The sequence below is a fragment of the Olleya sp. YS genome (genome assembly GCF_029760915.1).
In the GTDB taxonomy this organism is placed as follows: domain Bacteria; phylum Bacteroidota; class Bacteroidia; order Flavobacteriales; family Flavobacteriaceae; genus Olleya.
The window spans coordinates 363,842-380,186 of record NZ_CP121685.1 but is presented as its reverse complement, the minus strand read 5'-3'; the positions used below and the strand labels follow the sequence as shown (position 1 = coordinate 380,186).

20 protein-coding genes and 1 other RNA gene are annotated in these 16,345 nt (G+C 31.4%); 9 read left to right on the top strand and 12 right to left on the bottom strand.

Annotated elements, in window-relative coordinates; translation table 11 throughout:
- Nucleotides 1–65 precede the first annotated feature (65 nt).
- The 3 genes from trpD to Ollyesu_RS01840 form a co-directional block, all read right to left on the bottom strand.
- Complete coding sequence (trpD, locus tag Ollyesu_RS01850; protein ID WP_279302110.1) at nucleotides 66–1,058, bottom strand: anthranilate phosphoribosyltransferase; 993 nt, start codon at nucleotides 1,056–1,058, stop codon at nucleotides 66–68.
- 394 nt (nucleotides 1,059–1,452) lie between these two features.
- The gene (locus tag Ollyesu_RS01845) at nucleotides 1,453–2,016 is read right to left on the bottom strand and encodes an aminodeoxychorismate/anthranilate synthase component II (RefSeq protein WP_279302109.1); all 564 of its coding nucleotides are present in this window, start codon (nucleotides 2,014–2,016) and stop codon (nucleotides 1,453–1,455) included.
- A 64-nt stretch (nucleotides 2,017–2,080) separates the two neighbouring features.
- Nucleotides 2,081–3,472, bottom strand: a complete 1,392-nt coding sequence (locus tag Ollyesu_RS01840; protein WP_279302108.1) for an anthranilate synthase component I family protein — start codon at nucleotides 3,470–3,472, stop codon at nucleotides 2,081–2,083.
- Between the two features lie 252 nt (nucleotides 3,473–3,724).
- Between Ollyesu_RS01840 and Ollyesu_RS01835 the strand changes: the two genes are divergently transcribed.
- The 4 genes from Ollyesu_RS01835 (at nucleotide 3,725) to Ollyesu_RS01820 (ending at nucleotide 5,696) form a co-directional block, all read left to right on the top strand.
- Nucleotides 3,725–4,249: a TlpA disulfide reductase family protein gene (locus tag Ollyesu_RS01835; RefSeq protein ID WP_279302107.1), complete on the top strand. Its 525-nt coding sequence runs from the start codon at nucleotides 3,725–3,727 to the stop codon at nucleotides 4,247–4,249.
- Nucleotides 4,250–4,255: 6 nt separating this feature from the next.
- Complete coding sequence (locus tag Ollyesu_RS01830) at nucleotides 4,256–4,876, top strand: thioredoxin family protein (protein ID WP_279302106.1); 621 nt, start codon at nucleotides 4,256–4,258, stop codon at nucleotides 4,874–4,876.
- A 108-nt stretch (nucleotides 4,877–4,984) separates the two neighbouring features.
- Nucleotides 4,985–5,293, top strand: a complete 309-nt coding sequence (locus tag Ollyesu_RS01825) for a rhodanese-like domain-containing protein (RefSeq protein WP_279302105.1) — start codon at nucleotides 4,985–4,987, stop codon at nucleotides 5,291–5,293.
- Between the two features lie 10 nt (nucleotides 5,294–5,303).
- Complete coding sequence (locus Ollyesu_RS01820; RefSeq protein ID WP_279302104.1) at nucleotides 5,304–5,696, top strand: rhodanese-like domain-containing protein; 393 nt, start codon at nucleotides 5,304–5,306, stop codon at nucleotides 5,694–5,696.
- A 2-nt stretch (nucleotides 5,697–5,698) separates the two neighbouring features.
- On the opposite strand, the gene Ollyesu_RS01815 is transcribed toward Ollyesu_RS01820, so the two are convergent.
- Nucleotides 5,699–6,427: a nitroreductase family protein gene (locus Ollyesu_RS01815; RefSeq protein WP_279302103.1), complete on the bottom strand. Its 729-nt coding sequence runs from the start codon at nucleotides 6,425–6,427 to the stop codon at nucleotides 5,699–5,701.
- A 54-nt stretch (nucleotides 6,428–6,481) separates the two neighbouring features.
- Nucleotides 6,482–6,877, bottom strand: a transfer-messenger RNA (tmRNA) gene (ssrA, locus tag Ollyesu_RS01810).
- Nucleotides 6,878–7,015: 138 nt separating this feature from the next.
- Between ssrA and Ollyesu_RS01805 the strand changes: the two genes are divergently transcribed.
- The 3 genes from Ollyesu_RS01805 to Ollyesu_RS01795 all read left to right on the top strand — a co-directional run bounded on the left by Ollyesu_RS01805 (nucleotide 7,016) and on the right by Ollyesu_RS01795 (nucleotide 11,024).
- Nucleotides 7,016–7,228: a DUF2945 domain-containing protein gene (locus Ollyesu_RS01805; protein WP_279302102.1), complete on the top strand. Its 213-nt coding sequence runs from the start codon at nucleotides 7,016–7,018 to the stop codon at nucleotides 7,226–7,228.
- A 57-nt stretch (nucleotides 7,229–7,285) separates the two neighbouring features.
- Nucleotides 7,286–8,491 carry an NAD(P)-dependent oxidoreductase gene (locus Ollyesu_RS01800; RefSeq protein WP_279302101.1) on the top strand — a complete coding sequence of 402 codons (1,206 nt, stop codon included), beginning with the start codon at nucleotides 7,286–7,288 and terminating at the stop codon, nucleotides 8,489–8,491.
- A gap of 121 nt (nucleotides 8,492–8,612) precedes the next feature.
- Entirely contained in the window at nucleotides 8,613–11,024 is a 2,412-nt protein-coding gene (locus tag Ollyesu_RS01795) for a hypothetical protein (RefSeq protein ID WP_279302100.1), read from the top strand.
- A 44-nt stretch (nucleotides 11,025–11,068) separates the two neighbouring features.
- Here Ollyesu_RS01795 and Ollyesu_RS01790 read toward each other — a convergent pair whose 3' ends face one another.
- From Ollyesu_RS01790 to Ollyesu_RS01765, 6 genes are all read right to left on the bottom strand, one after another.
- On the bottom strand, nucleotides 11,069–11,731 hold the full coding sequence (locus Ollyesu_RS01790) for a DUF1361 domain-containing protein (protein WP_279302099.1): 663 nt from the start codon (nucleotides 11,729–11,731) through the stop codon (nucleotides 11,069–11,071).
- Complete coding sequence (locus tag Ollyesu_RS01785; RefSeq protein ID WP_279302098.1) at nucleotides 11,718–12,101, bottom strand: DUF2809 domain-containing protein; 384 nt, start codon at nucleotides 12,099–12,101, stop codon at nucleotides 11,718–11,720. Before Ollyesu_RS01785 ends, Ollyesu_RS01790 begins: the two co-directional genes overlap by 14 nt.
- 69 nt (nucleotides 12,102–12,170) lie before the next feature.
- Nucleotides 12,171–13,574, bottom strand: coding sequence for a cell envelope integrity protein CreD (creD, locus tag Ollyesu_RS01780; protein ID WP_279302097.1), 1,404 nt, complete (start codon nucleotides 13,572–13,574; stop codon nucleotides 12,171–12,173).
- A 54-nt stretch (nucleotides 13,575–13,628) separates the two neighbouring features.
- The gene (locus tag Ollyesu_RS01775) at nucleotides 13,629–13,922 is read right to left on the bottom strand and encodes a transcriptional regulator (protein ID WP_279302096.1); all 294 of its coding nucleotides are present in this window, start codon (nucleotides 13,920–13,922) and stop codon (nucleotides 13,629–13,631) included.
- Between the two features lie 6 nt (nucleotides 13,923–13,928).
- Complete coding sequence (locus Ollyesu_RS01770) at nucleotides 13,929–14,213, bottom strand: hypothetical protein (protein WP_279302095.1); 285 nt, start codon at nucleotides 14,211–14,213, stop codon at nucleotides 13,929–13,931.
- Nucleotides 14,214–14,215: 2 nt separating this feature from the next.
- Complete coding sequence (locus Ollyesu_RS01765; RefSeq protein ID WP_279302094.1) at nucleotides 14,216–14,827, bottom strand: hypothetical protein; 612 nt, start codon at nucleotides 14,825–14,827, stop codon at nucleotides 14,216–14,218.
- A 178-nt stretch (nucleotides 14,828–15,005) separates the two neighbouring features.
- Between Ollyesu_RS01765 and Ollyesu_RS01760 the strand changes: the two genes are divergently transcribed.
- Together Ollyesu_RS01760 and Ollyesu_RS01755 are read left to right on the top strand one after the other, a co-directional pair.
- Nucleotides 15,006–15,374, top strand: a complete 369-nt coding sequence (locus Ollyesu_RS01760; protein ID WP_279302093.1) for a hypothetical protein — start codon at nucleotides 15,006–15,008, stop codon at nucleotides 15,372–15,374.
- A gap of 3 nt (nucleotides 15,375–15,377) precedes the next feature.
- Nucleotides 15,378–15,761 carry a DUF1801 domain-containing protein gene (locus Ollyesu_RS01755; protein WP_279302092.1) on the top strand — a complete coding sequence of 128 codons (384 nt, stop codon included), beginning with the start codon at nucleotides 15,378–15,380 and terminating at the stop codon, nucleotides 15,759–15,761.
- Nucleotides 15,762–15,810: 49 nt separating this feature from the next.
- Here Ollyesu_RS01755 and Ollyesu_RS01750 read toward each other — a convergent pair whose 3' ends face one another.
- Nucleotides 15,811–16,344 (bottom strand): hypothetical protein, encoded by a 534-nt coding sequence (locus tag Ollyesu_RS01750; RefSeq protein WP_279302091.1) that lies wholly within the window; start codon nucleotides 16,342–16,344, stop codon nucleotides 15,811–15,813.
- Nucleotide 16,345 lies beyond the last annotated feature (1 nt).

Sequence of the window (16,345 nt, the reverse complement as noted above, 5' to 3'; positions counted from 1 at the left end):
AACTTTATTAGCTTCTTGATACATTTTTTTTGTACCTCAAAAATCACTCGAAGTGACGTTTATATTTATTTACTCAATTCTATTAATCGTTCTAAGCTAGCTTTAGCTTTTCCGCTTTCTAAACTCTCTTTTGCCAATTCAAATCCGTCTTGATGAGAGATTTGATTGACTGTTGCAATTGCTAATCCTGCATTGGCACAAACCACATTGTTTTGCGCTTCTGTTCCTTTTCCATTAATTATGTTTTTGAATATTTTGGCAGCAGCTTTTACTGAGTGTCCTCCAAAAATATCTGACTGTTCTATTTGTTCTACACCTAAATCTGATGGACTTAACATCGTTTCGGTTGTATTAGATATAATTTTGGTGTTCCCTGTTAATGAAATTTCATCATAACCATCAAGCGCGTGAACAATGCTATAATTTTTATCAGTATTTTGATAAAGATACCCATAGATACGTTGTAATTCTAAATTGAAAACACCAACCATTTGGTTTTTTGGGAACGCTGGATTTACCATTGGTCCTAACATGTTAAAAAAGGTTTTCACACCTAATTCTTTACGAATTGGAGCCACATTTTTCATCGCTGGATGAAATAAAGGCGCGTGTAACACACAAATGCCAGCTTGATCAATAGCATATTTTAAAAAATCTGATTTATTTGAGAAATGAATCCCTAACGCTTCCATAACATTTGAAGATCCTGATGCAGAAGAGACTCCGTAATTACCATGTTTTGCTACTTTTACTCCTGCACCTGCAGTTACAAAAGAGGCTAATGTGGAAATATTAAAGGTGTCTTTTCCATCTCCACCAGTTCCGCATAAATCAATAGCATTAAAATCTGACAAATCTATTGGAATACACAATTCTAAAAGTGCATCTCTAAAGCCTTGAAGCTCTTCCAGAGTGATGCTTCGCATCATATAAACGGTTAAAAATGAAGCGATTTGGCTTTGGTTATATTGTCCTGCGGAAATATTAACCAACACGTTTTTTGCTTCTTCGCTGGTGATGCTTTCTTGGTTTATTAATCGGTTTAGTATGTGTTTCATTGAAAAACTTGTTTTTCATTTCCGCGAAAGCGGTAATTTTTTTAATTATACTTTTATTATCTTCTAAAGCAATTTTATTTCTGTTCATTTTGTCTTGATACAAAACGAACCAAAAAATCATATTGAAATGAGGAAATTGCTAAAGCACCATTCGCTTTATCCTTAGCGCTAGCTGGCACATACGCTAAAAATGTATACTATACATTTTTTTAACGCTCTGTCCTGTGCTTGAAGCTACGCTTCGCATCTTCATTCCTTCACTCATTATTTCTGCATTTCAATGTTCAATTCTGCGAATTGATTTGGGACTTTTCTTTTTTTTTTCTATTTTTTTAATTCCTAATTTATTTCAATTTTTGCTAACTGCTAACTGCTAACTGCTAACTGCTAACTGCTAACTGTTCACCCAATTTTCTAATATTTGTTTTCCATTTGGTGTTAAAACACTCTCTGGATGGTATTGTACGCCTTTAACGTCATATATTTTATGTCTTAATGACATGACTTGACCGTTTTCATCAAACGATGTGGCTTCTAAGACGTCTGGTAAATTTGCATTGACGACCCATGAGTGGTATCGTCCAACTTCAAAGGTTTTATCTAATCCTTTAAATAAAATCTCGTCATCTACACTGGTCGTAACTGTGGTTGCTACTCCATGGTAGACGTCCTCTAAATTTATTAATGTACCTCCAAAAACTTCACCTATAGCTTGCTGTCCTAAACACACTCCTAAAATACTTTTAGTAGGCGCATATTGCTTTATAATAGCTTTTAGCAATCCTGCCTCGTCAGGTATTCCTGGTCCTGGTGATAATACTATTTTATCAAAAGCCTCAACATCGTCTAAAGTGAGTTTGTCGTTTCGTTTTACAGTAACCTCACAATCTAAATCTTCTAAATAATGGACTAGGTTGTAGGTAAAACTGTCGTAGTTGTCTATTACTAATACTTTCATATATTTTAGCTGTTTGCTTTTAGCTTTTGGCTATTAGTTTTAATTTTTTTCACTTCTTACTATTTTAAATATTCTTTGCTAACTCAATAGCTTTTGTCAAAGCGCCTAGTTTATTGTAGACTTCTTGTAATTCGTCCTCTGGGTCAGATTTTGATACTAATCCAGCTCCTGCTTGCCAATGTAGTTTATGGTTTTTACTCATAAAAGTTCTAATCATAATAGCATGATTATAATTACCTTCAAAATCCATAAAACCTATTGCGCCTCCATAAAAAGTACGACTTGTTTTTTCGTATTTTTCTATAAGTTGCATGGCTCTGTGCTTTGGTGCACCACTTAAAGTTCCTGCAGGAAAGGTATCTGCTACTACTTGCATGGTTGGAACATCTTTATACACTTTTCCAGTGACTTTACTTACTAAATGAATAACGTGAGAAAAAAACTGAGCTTCTCTATACGTTACTACTTTAACTTGGCTTCCATGTCTGCTTAGGTCGTTTCTTGCCAAGTCAACTAGCATAACATGTTCTGCATTTTCCTTTTCATCTGCAGCTAATTGTTTTGCTAATTCCGTATCCTTTTCATCGTTACCTGTACGTTTAAAAGTACCTGCAATTGGATGGATTTCTGCACGACCTTTATTAACTACTAATTGTGCTTCTGGCGAGCTTCCAAAAATTTTAAAATTACCATAGTCGAAATAAAACAAGTAAGGTGATGGGTTAATACTTCGCAATGAACGATAAACATTAAACTCGTCGCCTTTAAACGCTTGTGAAAATTTTTTTGATAGTACTAATTGAAACACATCACCTCTGGCACAATGTTGCTTTGCTAATACAACTTGTTGTTTATATTCATCATCTGTTAAGTTTGATTCAATTTCAGAGTTAGTTTTAAAATCATAAGACGCAAAGTTTTTAGATTGAATCAGTTGTAAGACTTCTTCAATATTATTTTCGGTTTCAAAGCAATGTGCAAAAATATAAGCTTCATTTTTAAAATGGTTTATTGCAATAATATTCTGATATACAGCATAATAAATATCTGGTATGTCTAAAGAGTTAGGTTTTTTTGAAATGTCAATGTCTTCAAAATGTTTGACCGCATCATAAGCGGTGTACCCAAAAATTCCGTTATTAATAAATTTAAAATCTTCAGAATTTACTTTAAATCGTTTAGTAAATTTATGAATCATTTTAGTGACATTACGCACTTTGTTCTTCATTACACTTCCATCAGGAAACGTTTGTGTAATGGCTTTATCATCTACTTTAATAGAGGCAATAGGATTAAAACAGATGTATGAGAAGCTATTGTCGTTAGCATGATAATCGCTACTTTCTAATAGAATACTGTTAGGATATTTATCCCTTATTTTAAGGTAAATGCTAACAGGTGTAATGGTATCTGCTAATATTTTTTTGTAATGTGTATATAAACTAAATGTTTTCATGTTTTGGTTTAAAATGAAAAAAGGCTTGTCGTGAATGACAAGCCTTTTTGATATTTTTTGTTAAATATACCTATAGCGTTAGTTCACGAATGTTGATTTTCGAGAGTTCCACCACCAAGTATGATTTAAAGTTGCGTTCATTTGTTTTGTAAAGTTCAAATATAGAAATCAAATTTTAGTTTTCAAATGTTTTGCCATTTAATTATTTGTTAAAAGATAAAAACACATTGTATTTAATACTATTTTTACTTTATGAAGTTTATTTTACTAATATCGTTTTTACTTTTAACGCCTTTAGGTAATAACATTGGCAACTCTAATTCTACAGTAAAAGAATCTACTACTTTCTATTCTGATGCATTAAAAATTTTCAATTTTAACGAGTTAGAAGTTTACTTGGCAGCTAAAGATAATAGTAAAACTTACGTCGTTAATTTTTGGGCCACTTGGTGTGCACCATGTGTCAAAGAATTACCTTATTTTGAAAAATTGAACAAAGACTATGCTAATAAAAAAGTTGAAGTTATTTTAGTAAGTTTAGATTTTCCAAAGCATTTAGAAACTAAGCTAAAACCATTTTTGGCAAAGCACAAACTTAAAAGTGAAGTCATACTACTAAATGACGTAGACTCTAATACGTGGATTCCAAAAGTTGACAAAGACTGGTCAGGAGCTATTCCTGCTACAATAATATATAATCAAAAGAAAACATTATTTTACGAACACTCTTTTGAATATGAAGAATTAGAAACCGAATTAAAACAATTTTTAAATTAAATAATCATGAAAAAAACACTAAAAATTACAGCAGTAATGTTATTACTAATTGTAGTAAGCGCATTTACAACCAAAACAAATATTGAATCTCAAGGTTATAAAATTGGTGATGATGCTACCGATTTTGAATTAGAAAATATCGATGGAAAAATGGTGTCTTTATCAGATTTTAAAGAGGCTAAAGGCTTTATAGTTGTTTTTACTTGTAACACTTGTCCTTATGCAGTAGCCTATGAGGATAGGATTGAAGCATTAAACAAAAAATATGCAGATATAGGGTATCCAGTAATAGCTATTATGCCTAATAATACTCAGGTTAAACCAGGTGACAATATGGAAGCTATGCAGGAGAGAGCGAAGGAAAAAGGATTTACTTTCCCATATTTAATGGACGAAGGACAAAAAATTTACCCTCAATATGGTGCAACTAAAACACCACACGTTTACATTCTAGAAAAATATGACGAAAAAAATATCGTGAAGTACATTGGCGCAATAGATGATAATTTCCAAGATGAATCAGCTGTTAAAATAAAATATGTTGAAAATGCAGTAAACGCACTATTAAGCGGAAAAGATATTGAAGTTAAAGAAACTAGAGCTATAGGTTGTTCTATAAAAGTATAATACTATTTATACCCTTATATTAAAATCCGAAATTGTAACATTTCGGATTTTTTTACGTCTATATCCTAAAGAAACGTTAATTTTGAGGTAAAATAATAGTAACGGATAATGGCAGATTTAACACAAGAAGATTGGGTAAATCAATTAAAAAATGATGATAATGCAATCATCCTAGATGTAAGAACAGAGGATGAAGTAGCAGAAGGAAAAATACCAAATGCTTTGCATATTGATATTTATAAAGGTCAAGGATTTATATATGAAGTAGAAGAATTAGATAAATCTAAAAACATGTATGTCTACTGTAAAGCAGGAGGACGAAGTGCTCAAGCATGTGCAATTATGAATCAATTAGGCTTTGAAAACACTTATAATCTTTTAGGAGGATTTAGTGAGTGGACAGGAGAAGTTGAATAACTATAATATTATGAAAACATCATCAATCTTATTAAGCTTTTTACTAGTAATAGTATTAATAAGTTGTAAACCACAAATAGAGAGTGAGACTAAAGTAGTTTCTCCAGAAGAGATGCAAACTCTTTTACAATTAGATAATGTACAATTAGTAGATGTAAGATCGCCAGAGGAGTATCAATCTGGTTATATTGCTGAAGCCCAAAATATAGATTTTATGTCTCCAACTTTCGAAGATGACATAAAAACATTAAACAAAGAAAAACCTGTGCTTTTGTATTGTCAAAAAGGTGGTAGAAGTGCTAAATGCGCTGAAAAGATGAAAAATTTAGGGTTTAAAAAAATATATGATTTAGAAGGTGGCTTTTCCAAATGGAAACATGAAGGTTATAAGTACGTCAAGTAGTTTTAAACCTCTTTATAAACTTCCTCAAAAGGTATTCTAAAACGTGGGCCATAAATACCAGACTCCTCTCTAATTCCGCAACCAATAACCATATTTATTTCAGAACCAGACGGTAAATTAAGTATTTTTTTTACGCGTAACGTATCGCTTCCTTCCATAGGGCAAGTATCATACCCAACAGCTGCCATACTAATCATAAAATTTTGAGCTGCTAAACCTGCGCTTTTATGAGCAACAATTCGCATATCACTTAATCTGGTTTGTCTGTATATTGGTTTAAAAATACCAACAATTTGAAAAATTATATATTTTGTAAAACCAAGAATTCCTAAAAAATCCGTGTAAATAGTCGGAATTAATTTTTTATAGTAATTTGTTGCCATTTTTTTTCTTTTTAAGTCTTTATCAGATAAATCTGGCTTATTGTATACACTATTTAAAAACTGAATATTGGCTTTAGCACGTTGTTTCCATAAATCTTTTCTAGTAACAACTACAACTATTTGATTAGCCGTTTTTGCAGCACTTTGATTAAAGCATGCTTCTGCAATTTGCTTTAAAGTTTTTTTATTAGTAACATGATAAAATTCCCAAAGCTGTAAATTACTGCTTGTTGGTGCTAACGAAGCATTGTATAAACATTGCTTTACTTGTTCTGTATCTATGTCTATTTTTTTGTAAACCCTAGTAGAGCGTCGGTACTTAATGGCTTCTGTAACTGTTTTTTCCATACTATATTAATTATAAATAAAAACTCTCCAAAAGTTCTAGACTGTGGAGAGTATAAGTGGAGTCGGAGAGAATCGAACTCTCGTCCAAACAAGTAACCAAAGGGCTTTCTACACGTTTATTTTGTTCTTGGGTTTTCGATTAAAAGCTGGTTACAAACAACCCACTTTTAACTTATCTTCTTTAGTTTCGAAAAAGCATCGAAGCGCTACTTAATCTATATTGACATTTTCGATGCCTCAAAATGGAACGCCGTCAATCAAGGCTTTCCGGAGACATAAAGCTTGCTCACCTTGTGAGCCGAGGCTTAATCCTACTATAATTCGGATTAGGCAGCTAAAGCGTAGTTATTCTCGCCGATTAAAAAGTTGACTTAGCGTTTTACGAGTTCAAAATCATTACTCGACGTGCTTACCATTTAATTAATCTCGCTGTCAAAACCAGTCGACCCCATTTTAATTAAAGGTTGTGTAATTAAGGATAACGAAATTACTAAAAAATATAAAGCAAAGTCTGTACCAATCAAGTTTTATAAAAATCTTAAGATATAATGTCAGGCTTTTAAAGTAATTTAAACAAAAAAATATAAAATGATACAAAAAGGAACAAAAGTACTATGGAAATGGGGTAATGGAACTGCACAAGGAAAAGTCCAAGAAACCTACACTGATAAAGTGACAAAAACAATTAAAGGTACCGAAGTTACTAGAGATGGTGAGTCAGGAAACAAAGCCCTTTACATTAAACAAGATGATGGAGATTATGTTTTAAAAAGCGAAAGTGAAGTGCAACGTGTAGACTAAATTATATTTGCTAAACCTTAATTTTAAAGGTATTTTAGCAACTACAAATTTAGATTTATGAAATTCGCCATTATAAAAGAACGTAAAAATCCACCAGATAGACGTGTTGTATTCTCACCTGACGATTTAAAAAAGCTACAAGCTGATTTTTCTCAAGCTGAAGTTATTGTGGAAACTTCTGATATTCGCGTATTTAATGATGCCGACTATAAAAAATTAGGTTTTCAAGTGTCAGAAAATGTTTCTGATGCAGAGGTTATGTTTGGCGTAAAAGAAGTGCCTATTGAGGCACTGATTCCAAATAAAAAATACTTTTTCTTTAGCCATACCATTAAAAAACAACCTTACAATCGTAAGTTGTTGCAAGCCATCTTAGAAAAAAATATTGAATTATATGATCATGAAACCATTGTTAAACAAAATGGTGCCAGACTTATAGGTTTTGGTCGTTATGCTGGATTAGTAGGTGCATATAATGGATTTAGAGCTTTGGGTTTACGAGACAGATTATTCAATTTGCCTAAAGTAGAAACGTTAGACGATTTAGATCATGTTAAGCAGGAATTAGACAAAATCACTATTCCTAATATTAAGATATTACTGTCAGGTACTGGAAAAGTAGCAAAAGGCGCCAAAGAAATTTTAGATCACTTAAAAATTAAAGAAGTTAGTGATGCCTTGTATTTGACTACTGAATTTTCAGAACCTGTGTATTGCATGGTTGATGTCATGGAATATAATAAACGTAAGGATGGTAAAGTTGGCAATAAGTATGCGTTCTACAAAGATCCAAGTAATTACGAAAGTAATTTTATGCCTTACGCAAAACAAACCGATTTTTTTATAGCAGGACACTTCTACGGAGATGGAGCACCTTATTTATTTACCAGAGAAGATGCTAAGCATCCAGAATTTAGAATCAATTTAGTAGCGGATATCTCTTGCGATATTGATGGACCTGTAGCTAGTACCATAAGACCGTCGACCATTGCAGATCCTTTTTATGGCTATCATCCTGAAACAGAACATGAGGTTGCTTATAACCATAAAGATGCTATAACGGTTATGGCAGTAGATAACCTACCATGCGAATTACCAAAAGATGCAAGTGAAGGCTTTGGAGATATGTTTTTAAAACATGTCATTCCTGCTTTTTTTAATAATGATGCGGATGGTGTTTTAAAACGTGCTAAAATGACCGAAAATGGTCAATTAACTAAGCGTTTTAGCTATTTGCAAGATTATGTAAACGGAAAAGAGTAATGATAAATTATTAAATTAAAGTAAAAACTATTTTTATACGCAACCATTAGTGGTAAGATGCATCTATAAAGTAGGTGATTTACTAATCAACTTGTTATATTTATAAAATAAACCAATTGACATGAAAAAATTAAGATTGTTACTTCCATTGCTTGCACTTTTTGCCATTTTATCTTGCGAAAAAGACAATAATATTCCATTAAATCAACAACAAGTGGATGCCGAAACTGGTAACCCTTTTTTAGACAATTTTGGAAACACTACAACTGCTCGTTTTATGGGAACTGTTGTCAATGAGGATGGTAACCCAGTTTCTGGAGTAACCATAACCATTGGAACATCTATGACGTTAACAGATTCTAATGGTATTTTTTCTTTAGAAAATGCTCAAGTTTATGAAAAATTTGCCTATGTCAAAGCCAGTAAAACTGGTTTTATAGATGGCTCTAGAGCTTTAGTACCAACAGATGGTGTTAATCAAGTAACAATTATGTTATTAGATTTAGATGTATTGACAACAGTTACTTCTGGTCAAGCTATATCTGTAGGTTTACCAAATGGGACAGCTGTAAATTTTGCTGGAGAGTATCAGACCGAAAATGGTTTTCCGTATCAAGGTAATGTAGATGTGGTTTTAAAACATCTTAATCCAGATAACGAGACTATGGATTTACAAATGCCAGGAGCACTTATTGCAGAAAATAGTAATGGTGACTTACGTGTTTTGGAAACTTATGGTATGATTGCAGTAGAGCTAATTGGACAAAATGGCGAGAGCTTAAATATAGCTGAAGGTACGGTTGCAGAGATTTCTATTCCAGTACCAACCAACGCAACTAATCCACCAGCAACTATCCCTTTATGGTATTTTGATGAGCAATATGGCTATTGGGTAGAAGAAGGTTTTGCTACATTAGATGGTAATAAATATGTTGGAGAAGTCACTCACTTTAGTTTTTGGAATTGTGATGCGCCTTTTGATACCGTTCAGTTTTGTGTGACTTTGGTCGATGGAAATGGTAACCCAATACCTAATACTTATATACAATTACAACGTGATGCTATTGGTTGGAGCTCTTCATCAGGTGGTTACACTAATCAAAATGGTGAAGATTGTGGTTTAGTCCCTTTAAATGAAACATTAACATTAACTATTCCTAATTATGGATGTATTAATAACGATTTCACTGAAACTATTGGTCCATTTTCAATAGATACTAACATTACAATAACTGTTTCAGATTCTAACGCAGAAACTACAAACTTAACAGGAGTGTTTAATGATTGCTCTGGTAATCCTGCTACTAATGGATATGTGCAATTATTTTATAATGATTCTACAAGTACAATACCAATCACTAACGGATTGTTAGATTTAGTAATTGATTACTGTGACTCAGATACTAATTTTTCTGCTCAGTTTTTTGATTTAGCTAATGGTCAAAGTACAGACGCAGTTACAGGAAACTTTACCATACCTACAACAGATTTAGGTATGCAAATGTCCTGTGTGGATTTAGTAGATAGTGATGCAGATGGTGTTTTAGATTTTAATGAAGATTTAAACGGAAATAACAATTTAGATGATGATGATACAGACCAAGATGGAACACCAGATTATTTAGACGTTGATGATGATGGTGATGGTGTCAACACCATTGATGAAGATTATGATAATGACGGTAACCCAATGAATGAGGATAGTGATGGTGACCAAATACCAGATTATTTAGATGAACAAGATGTTATAACGTTTTTCTCTGAGATTTTTTCACTTAATTGTGATAGCACAGCTTATGAATATGATTTAACAGACACTTACGGAGTAACTTACCCTAACACAACTTTTACTTATTTTGAAACTCAAGCAGATGCAGATGCTAACATCAATCCAATTGCCAATCCTAGTTTATATGTCAATACTTTAATGTTACAAGAAGTTTTTGTATTGACTACAAATACTATTTCTAATCAATCTGCAGTAGGTATGATATACTTGTTAGGGGAAGGTTTTGCAGATAGTGATCAAGATGGTTTAACAGATTGTGAAGAATTAACCGGAATTAATAATCCAAATTCTAACTGTAATCCTAACGGAAATATTACTGATCCATACGATTCAGATAGTGACGATGATGGAGTAACTGATTGTGATGAAGTATCTGCTGGTACAGACCCTAACGATGCAACCGATTTTCCAATTATTGATACTGATGGTGATGGTGTTACTAACAATGATGAAGTTAACAGTAATACTGATCCTTTAGATACATGTGATTCTGATGAAACTTTAATCTCTCAACCATACAGTAATTATTGGTTGTATTATGCAGATTGTGATGATGATGGTTTATATAATTATGAGGAAATAAACGCAGTGTTAGGTAACATTTCTACTGGATTTGCTCCAACTGATCCATATGACGAAGATTCCGATGATGATGGTGTCAATGATGAAGATGAAATAGATTCAGATGGTGATGGCTTTTTAGGACCTAATGAAACTGATCCAAACGATCCTACAGATTTTTAAAATCTAAAAATATTAAAAAAAGGAAAGCAACAGCTTTCCTTTTTTTATGCTTTGATTGTAGTAAATTGTTTAAACACTATATAGCCAACCCATAAAAACAATCCAAAGACAACTGTAAATAACCAAGCACTTTGGTGTATGCTTGGATTTAACGTAATCTCAAAAATAGTTTCAAAAATGCTTATTGGTTTATTGATAATCTCCCAAGAATTAAAGCGTAAAAAACGTCCCAAATAGACACCAAAACCAACAAGAATAAATAATATAGGTTTACTGTAATTTATAATGCGATTATTAAAATTAGTCTTAAAGATGGTTTCCATTGATACAACCGATTTAAAAAACAGTAGCATTCCAGTTATTGCAAAAGCAGCAATAACTAAAGTGTCTAACCAAATTAAGTGCTGGTTACTATATTGTAAATGAAATAAGTCTGTAATAATATAAGGTGCATTAGGTAAAAAGAGTAACCAAGCAAAACTAACTGCAAACACATAGAACGTATTGGGTTTATGGAGTGTGCTCAAATAAGAGCTTAAAAGGTATGGTATTCCTGCTAAAAATAAATTCCAGACTAAAAATAAATAGTAGTAGGACTGTGTCAATTTCATTCTAACCATCAATAAAATAATACTGAATGCTGAAAGCATGGATAGAATGGAAATGATTTTAAATTCGGTTTTTAAATAGGTTTTAATGGTCTTCATGTGTCATGTATTTTAAATCAATTATAAAAATGGTAATCACGCCTAATGCGTAAGCAATTAAATCTTCTATGCTAAAATGGCTACCTAGTAATATGGCAATAATGCTGTTTCCTCTAACACCTAAATAGTCTAAGAAATTAAACATCTGTAAAAATTCTATGGAAAAAGAAATTACTAAAGCTATTATAGCAATGTAAATGTGTTTTATTTTTAAAAAACTTCTTAGCAATGTGTACACCAAAATTGAAGCTAAAAAATCGCCAACAGTAAAGCGGATAAACCCTTCTTTTAAAAAAAGTGCAATAGCTATTTCTATTAGTAATACTATACCTGTTAGTTTAAGGTAAAGGGTGTTGATACTTATTTTCATTATTAAAATTATATAAATAATGATGCTCATGCCAAAGCAGAGGAGCATCATCACACACTAACTAAAAGGTTAATTATTGTTCCAATCTATTTTTCTTGACACATACATAACTAGTGCTAGTATGATAAATAAACCAATACTTCCCACGATTAAGGCGTAATTTTCTAACTGAATAATAACGTAAATAAAGGTGTATAAAGCAGTTAAGGAGAGGCCAATAAATAGAGGGAACTTCCAGGTGCTTAATATAGATTTTGAGTAGAGTGTAATTAAGCAAATTACAGATACACCAGCAATTAAATAAGCCTTTAAAAAGTTGCTATGCTCACTAATAGACACTAATAGTGTGTAAAACATGGTTAACGCCAAACCAATCATTAAATACTGGAAAGGATGAATATTAATCTTACTTAGTGTTTGTATTAAAAAGAATAACAAAAAGGTTAGTCCAATAACTAGAAAGCCATATTTTGCTGAACGTTCACTTTTTGTGTATTCGTCAACAGGAATCATAAAATTAACACCAAAAGCAAACTCGTCTAACTTTGGCAATGCACCAAAATGTTGCTGAGAAAATGGACGATTAAGATCAAGAATATTCCATTTAGCATCAAAACCTGTTTCAGTAAATTTATCCTCGTTAAAGGGTAGGAATTCTCCAAAAAAGCTAGCGTCTTTCCAATTAGACATCATAGAAGCTTTTGTTTGTTTACCAATAGGAATAAATCTAATTTGCTTGCTTCCTTTTATGTTAAAGTCTAAAGCGAAAGATATGTTTTTGTTAAAAGAATCTTCTGTAAATTCTTTTAAAACCTTAGTTTCTAAGGTATGCATAACTACTTGATTATAGTAGTTATTAGATTTTCCGTTATAGGTTGAAGCAAACTCATAATTGGTATTATTAAGCTTAAGTTTTGCAGTAGTAACTCCTTTTAAGTTTGATGTACTAACCATAAGTTTAGCTTTGTTCCAAAGGATTTGCTCTGGTTTAATGTCTCCTATTGAAAAATCTGGAGTACTAAATTGACCATTTAAATTTATCTGACTATCATAAACCGCAGTTTTAAAGATACCACGTTCTTTTTCTTCTGGATTAACTGTAGACGATATGTTTAAATCTGAAGGAAAGAAGTAAGCATAATATATATTCTCCTTAGTTTCTGTGTAGCTTTTTTTTGTCTCTTGATTAGTGACTATTTTTTCTGAAAAAGTTTTGTACGGAATTTTTAAAACTGGACCATATAACAGTACTTCATTTCCCCATTTTTCATTAATTTCTTGCACAACATCTTCCTGTCGTCTGGAGCGTTCGTCAATTAAAGTTTGAATAAAAAATAACGGAATTAATAAGATTAAGGTTAGAAAACCTACCATTAGTAATCTAGCTGTAATTGATGTTTTAAGCCAATGTCCAAATTTGTTATTGTTTTGTTGTGGTTGATTGATGTGGTGTTGTGAGTGTGTGTTTTCCATTTTTAATTGTAATTTAAAGTACTTTGAAATACAAAGTAAAAAGTTAAAAAAAATCTATTGTTTATTAATTAATTTTTCAAGTGCGTTGATGTGTTTTTTAAATTCGGCTTGTCCTAATTTGGTTGCAAAATATCTTGTGTTGGGTTTACGATCTATAAATTGTTTTTCAATTTTAATATATTCTGCTTTTTCTAATGCTTTAGTGTGACTAGCTAAATTACCATCTGTAGCACCTAAAAGTTCTTTTAGTGTTTTAAAATCGGCATACTCATTGACCATTAAAACAGACATGATGCCCAATCTAATCCTGTGATCAAAAACTTTATTTATGTTATTTATTATGCTCATTTAATTTTAACTTCCAGCAAAAGGTGAATTAAAAATCCCTACTGCTAATTCTGCCCAAATTAATAGGAACAAAACTATTAATACTATAATTATTACTATTTTAATATTTGGATTTTTTATTGTTTTTGCTAAGTAGGTGGCTATTAAACCTAAACTAACTAATAAAACTCCAGCAACTAAAAAATCAAAGACTGACCAATTTACTGTATTGGTAAATTGCATGGCTATTAAAGGTATGCTTAAAATAATCATGACTATTATGACTATGTATAGTACTGTTTTTTTAGACATTTTTATTTGATTTTATCATACTTAAAATGCATAAATGTTCCATAAACAATATGCATTACTCCAAAGCCTAATACCCAAAGCCAGAATCCGTATCCTGGATATATAGCAGCTATCAAACCTAGAATAATTTCGGTGTAACCCAAATATTTGATGTCACCAATACTATATTTGGAAGCGTTAACTAATGCCAAGCCATAAAATATAAGCATTAAGCCACCTGTTTGTCCATATTTTCCTTGACTTAATATAATAATGGTATACAAACCGCCTGCTACTAAAGGAATTAAAAAATTAATAAGTAATCTTTTAGAGGAGTTATCCCAAATTTTTTCACCATTTTTTTTAGCTTTTTTGGTCGTTAAAAAGATTCCAGTTATAATACTTAATGTAGCAACCATAAAAAGTATAAATAGTACTGTTTCAAATATCCAGCCATCAAGTTTTAGTGTTCCATAACTATATTCCGTAACTAAGTAATAGGTAATTGCAGCGCCAATTAAGGCATAAATACCTGCTAAAATTCCTGATAAACCACTTAGTGAAATAAAACGAGACGACTTATTCATTAAGTTTTTAATCTCGTTAATGTCTTTTAAATAATCTTCGTTGCTCATGATAAAGTACTTTGAAAAACAAAGTAAGTTTATTTTTATTTAATACACAAGTTAAAAGTGTCTTAATTTAAAAAGCCAGATTTTACAAATAAATCTTATTCTATTTTTAACAAATTTGAAGATTACTTACTTTTTTTTACTAATTTTAAATTCAACTAATTAACTAAAAAACAAAATTATGGATTTAACAGAATTACTTTTAGACATTGCAAATATTTCTGGTGGTGTATTGCTTGGTTTAGCAACATTAGATAAATGGGATGGCGAAAGCAACTTTTTTAATAAAATAGCAGGTGTTTTGGCACCTTTTCAAACCGTAATAGGTGGTGCCTTAATTGTTTTAGCAATTTTAGAGTTTTGGGATGGTTTAATATTTAATATAGTGAGTATTATTGGTGGTTTATTATTGCTAACTCATGTGTTTGGAAAAGTACCAGCATTGGAGGATACTTTAAGAAAAATATCAGATAAATTGATGCCATTTAAAGCTATCATAGGTATAGCATTGCTAGTAATAGGTATTTTAAGTTTATTGCGTATCCTGTAAGAGTTGAATCCTGCAGAACAATACATATTAAAGCAGCCAGAACCGTTTCGTTCTATTTTGTTAGAATTACAAATGGTTATTGAAGCAATTGTTCCTGAAGCAGAATTATTATACAAATGGAAAATCCCATTCTATTACTGGAATGGGATTCCTATTTGTTATTTAAACCAATCTAAAGACTATGTCGATTTAGCTTTTTGGCATGGTGAGCGATTAAAAGATTATAGATCACATTTTGTGACCACAAACCGCAAATCTGTTACCTCACTAAGGTATTTTTCTTTAGAAGATATTGATGATGAAGTTATTATTTATGTTATCAAAAGGCAATTAGAAATAAATACCAATCCTTTTAAATTAATTTTAAAGCCTAAAAAGAAAATTTGACTATAGGTTTATTCAAACAGATTATTTTTATAATAATTATTTTGTTGAATTAATTTGAGTCTGAGCCATAAATTACAGCATTCCACAATCTTTTATTTAAATTGAAACTTAATGATAATCTATGGTTTGAGATTCCGTTTATAGATTGTCCAAAACCAATTCCATATCCATAAGTTACATTTACTAAACCTCCAAGACTAATTCCTAGTTCTGGAAGAAGTCTAAATTCTGATTGATTATTCTGAAAATAATTAAGTGCTGAAAGCCTTAAAGAAAAAAAAGTAATGGAAAATTCATAACCTAATTTTGGAGCAATTATAAAATCTTCGTTAGCTTTTAAATTGGTTTCTAGCCCAATCCTAAAACCTTGAAAGCCAACAATTGGAAACATTTTTTCAGGAAAAGATGTAGAGACTTCTCCTATTCCGATATTTGCATCTACAAAAACTTCTTTTTGAATCAATACACTAGGAGAGAACACAACATCAAGAGATTTAGATTCTTTAAAAGAGCTGGTTTCTCCACTTTGAGAAAAAGCAAACCCAGACATTAAGACATATAAAATTATAATTAGTTGTTTCAAC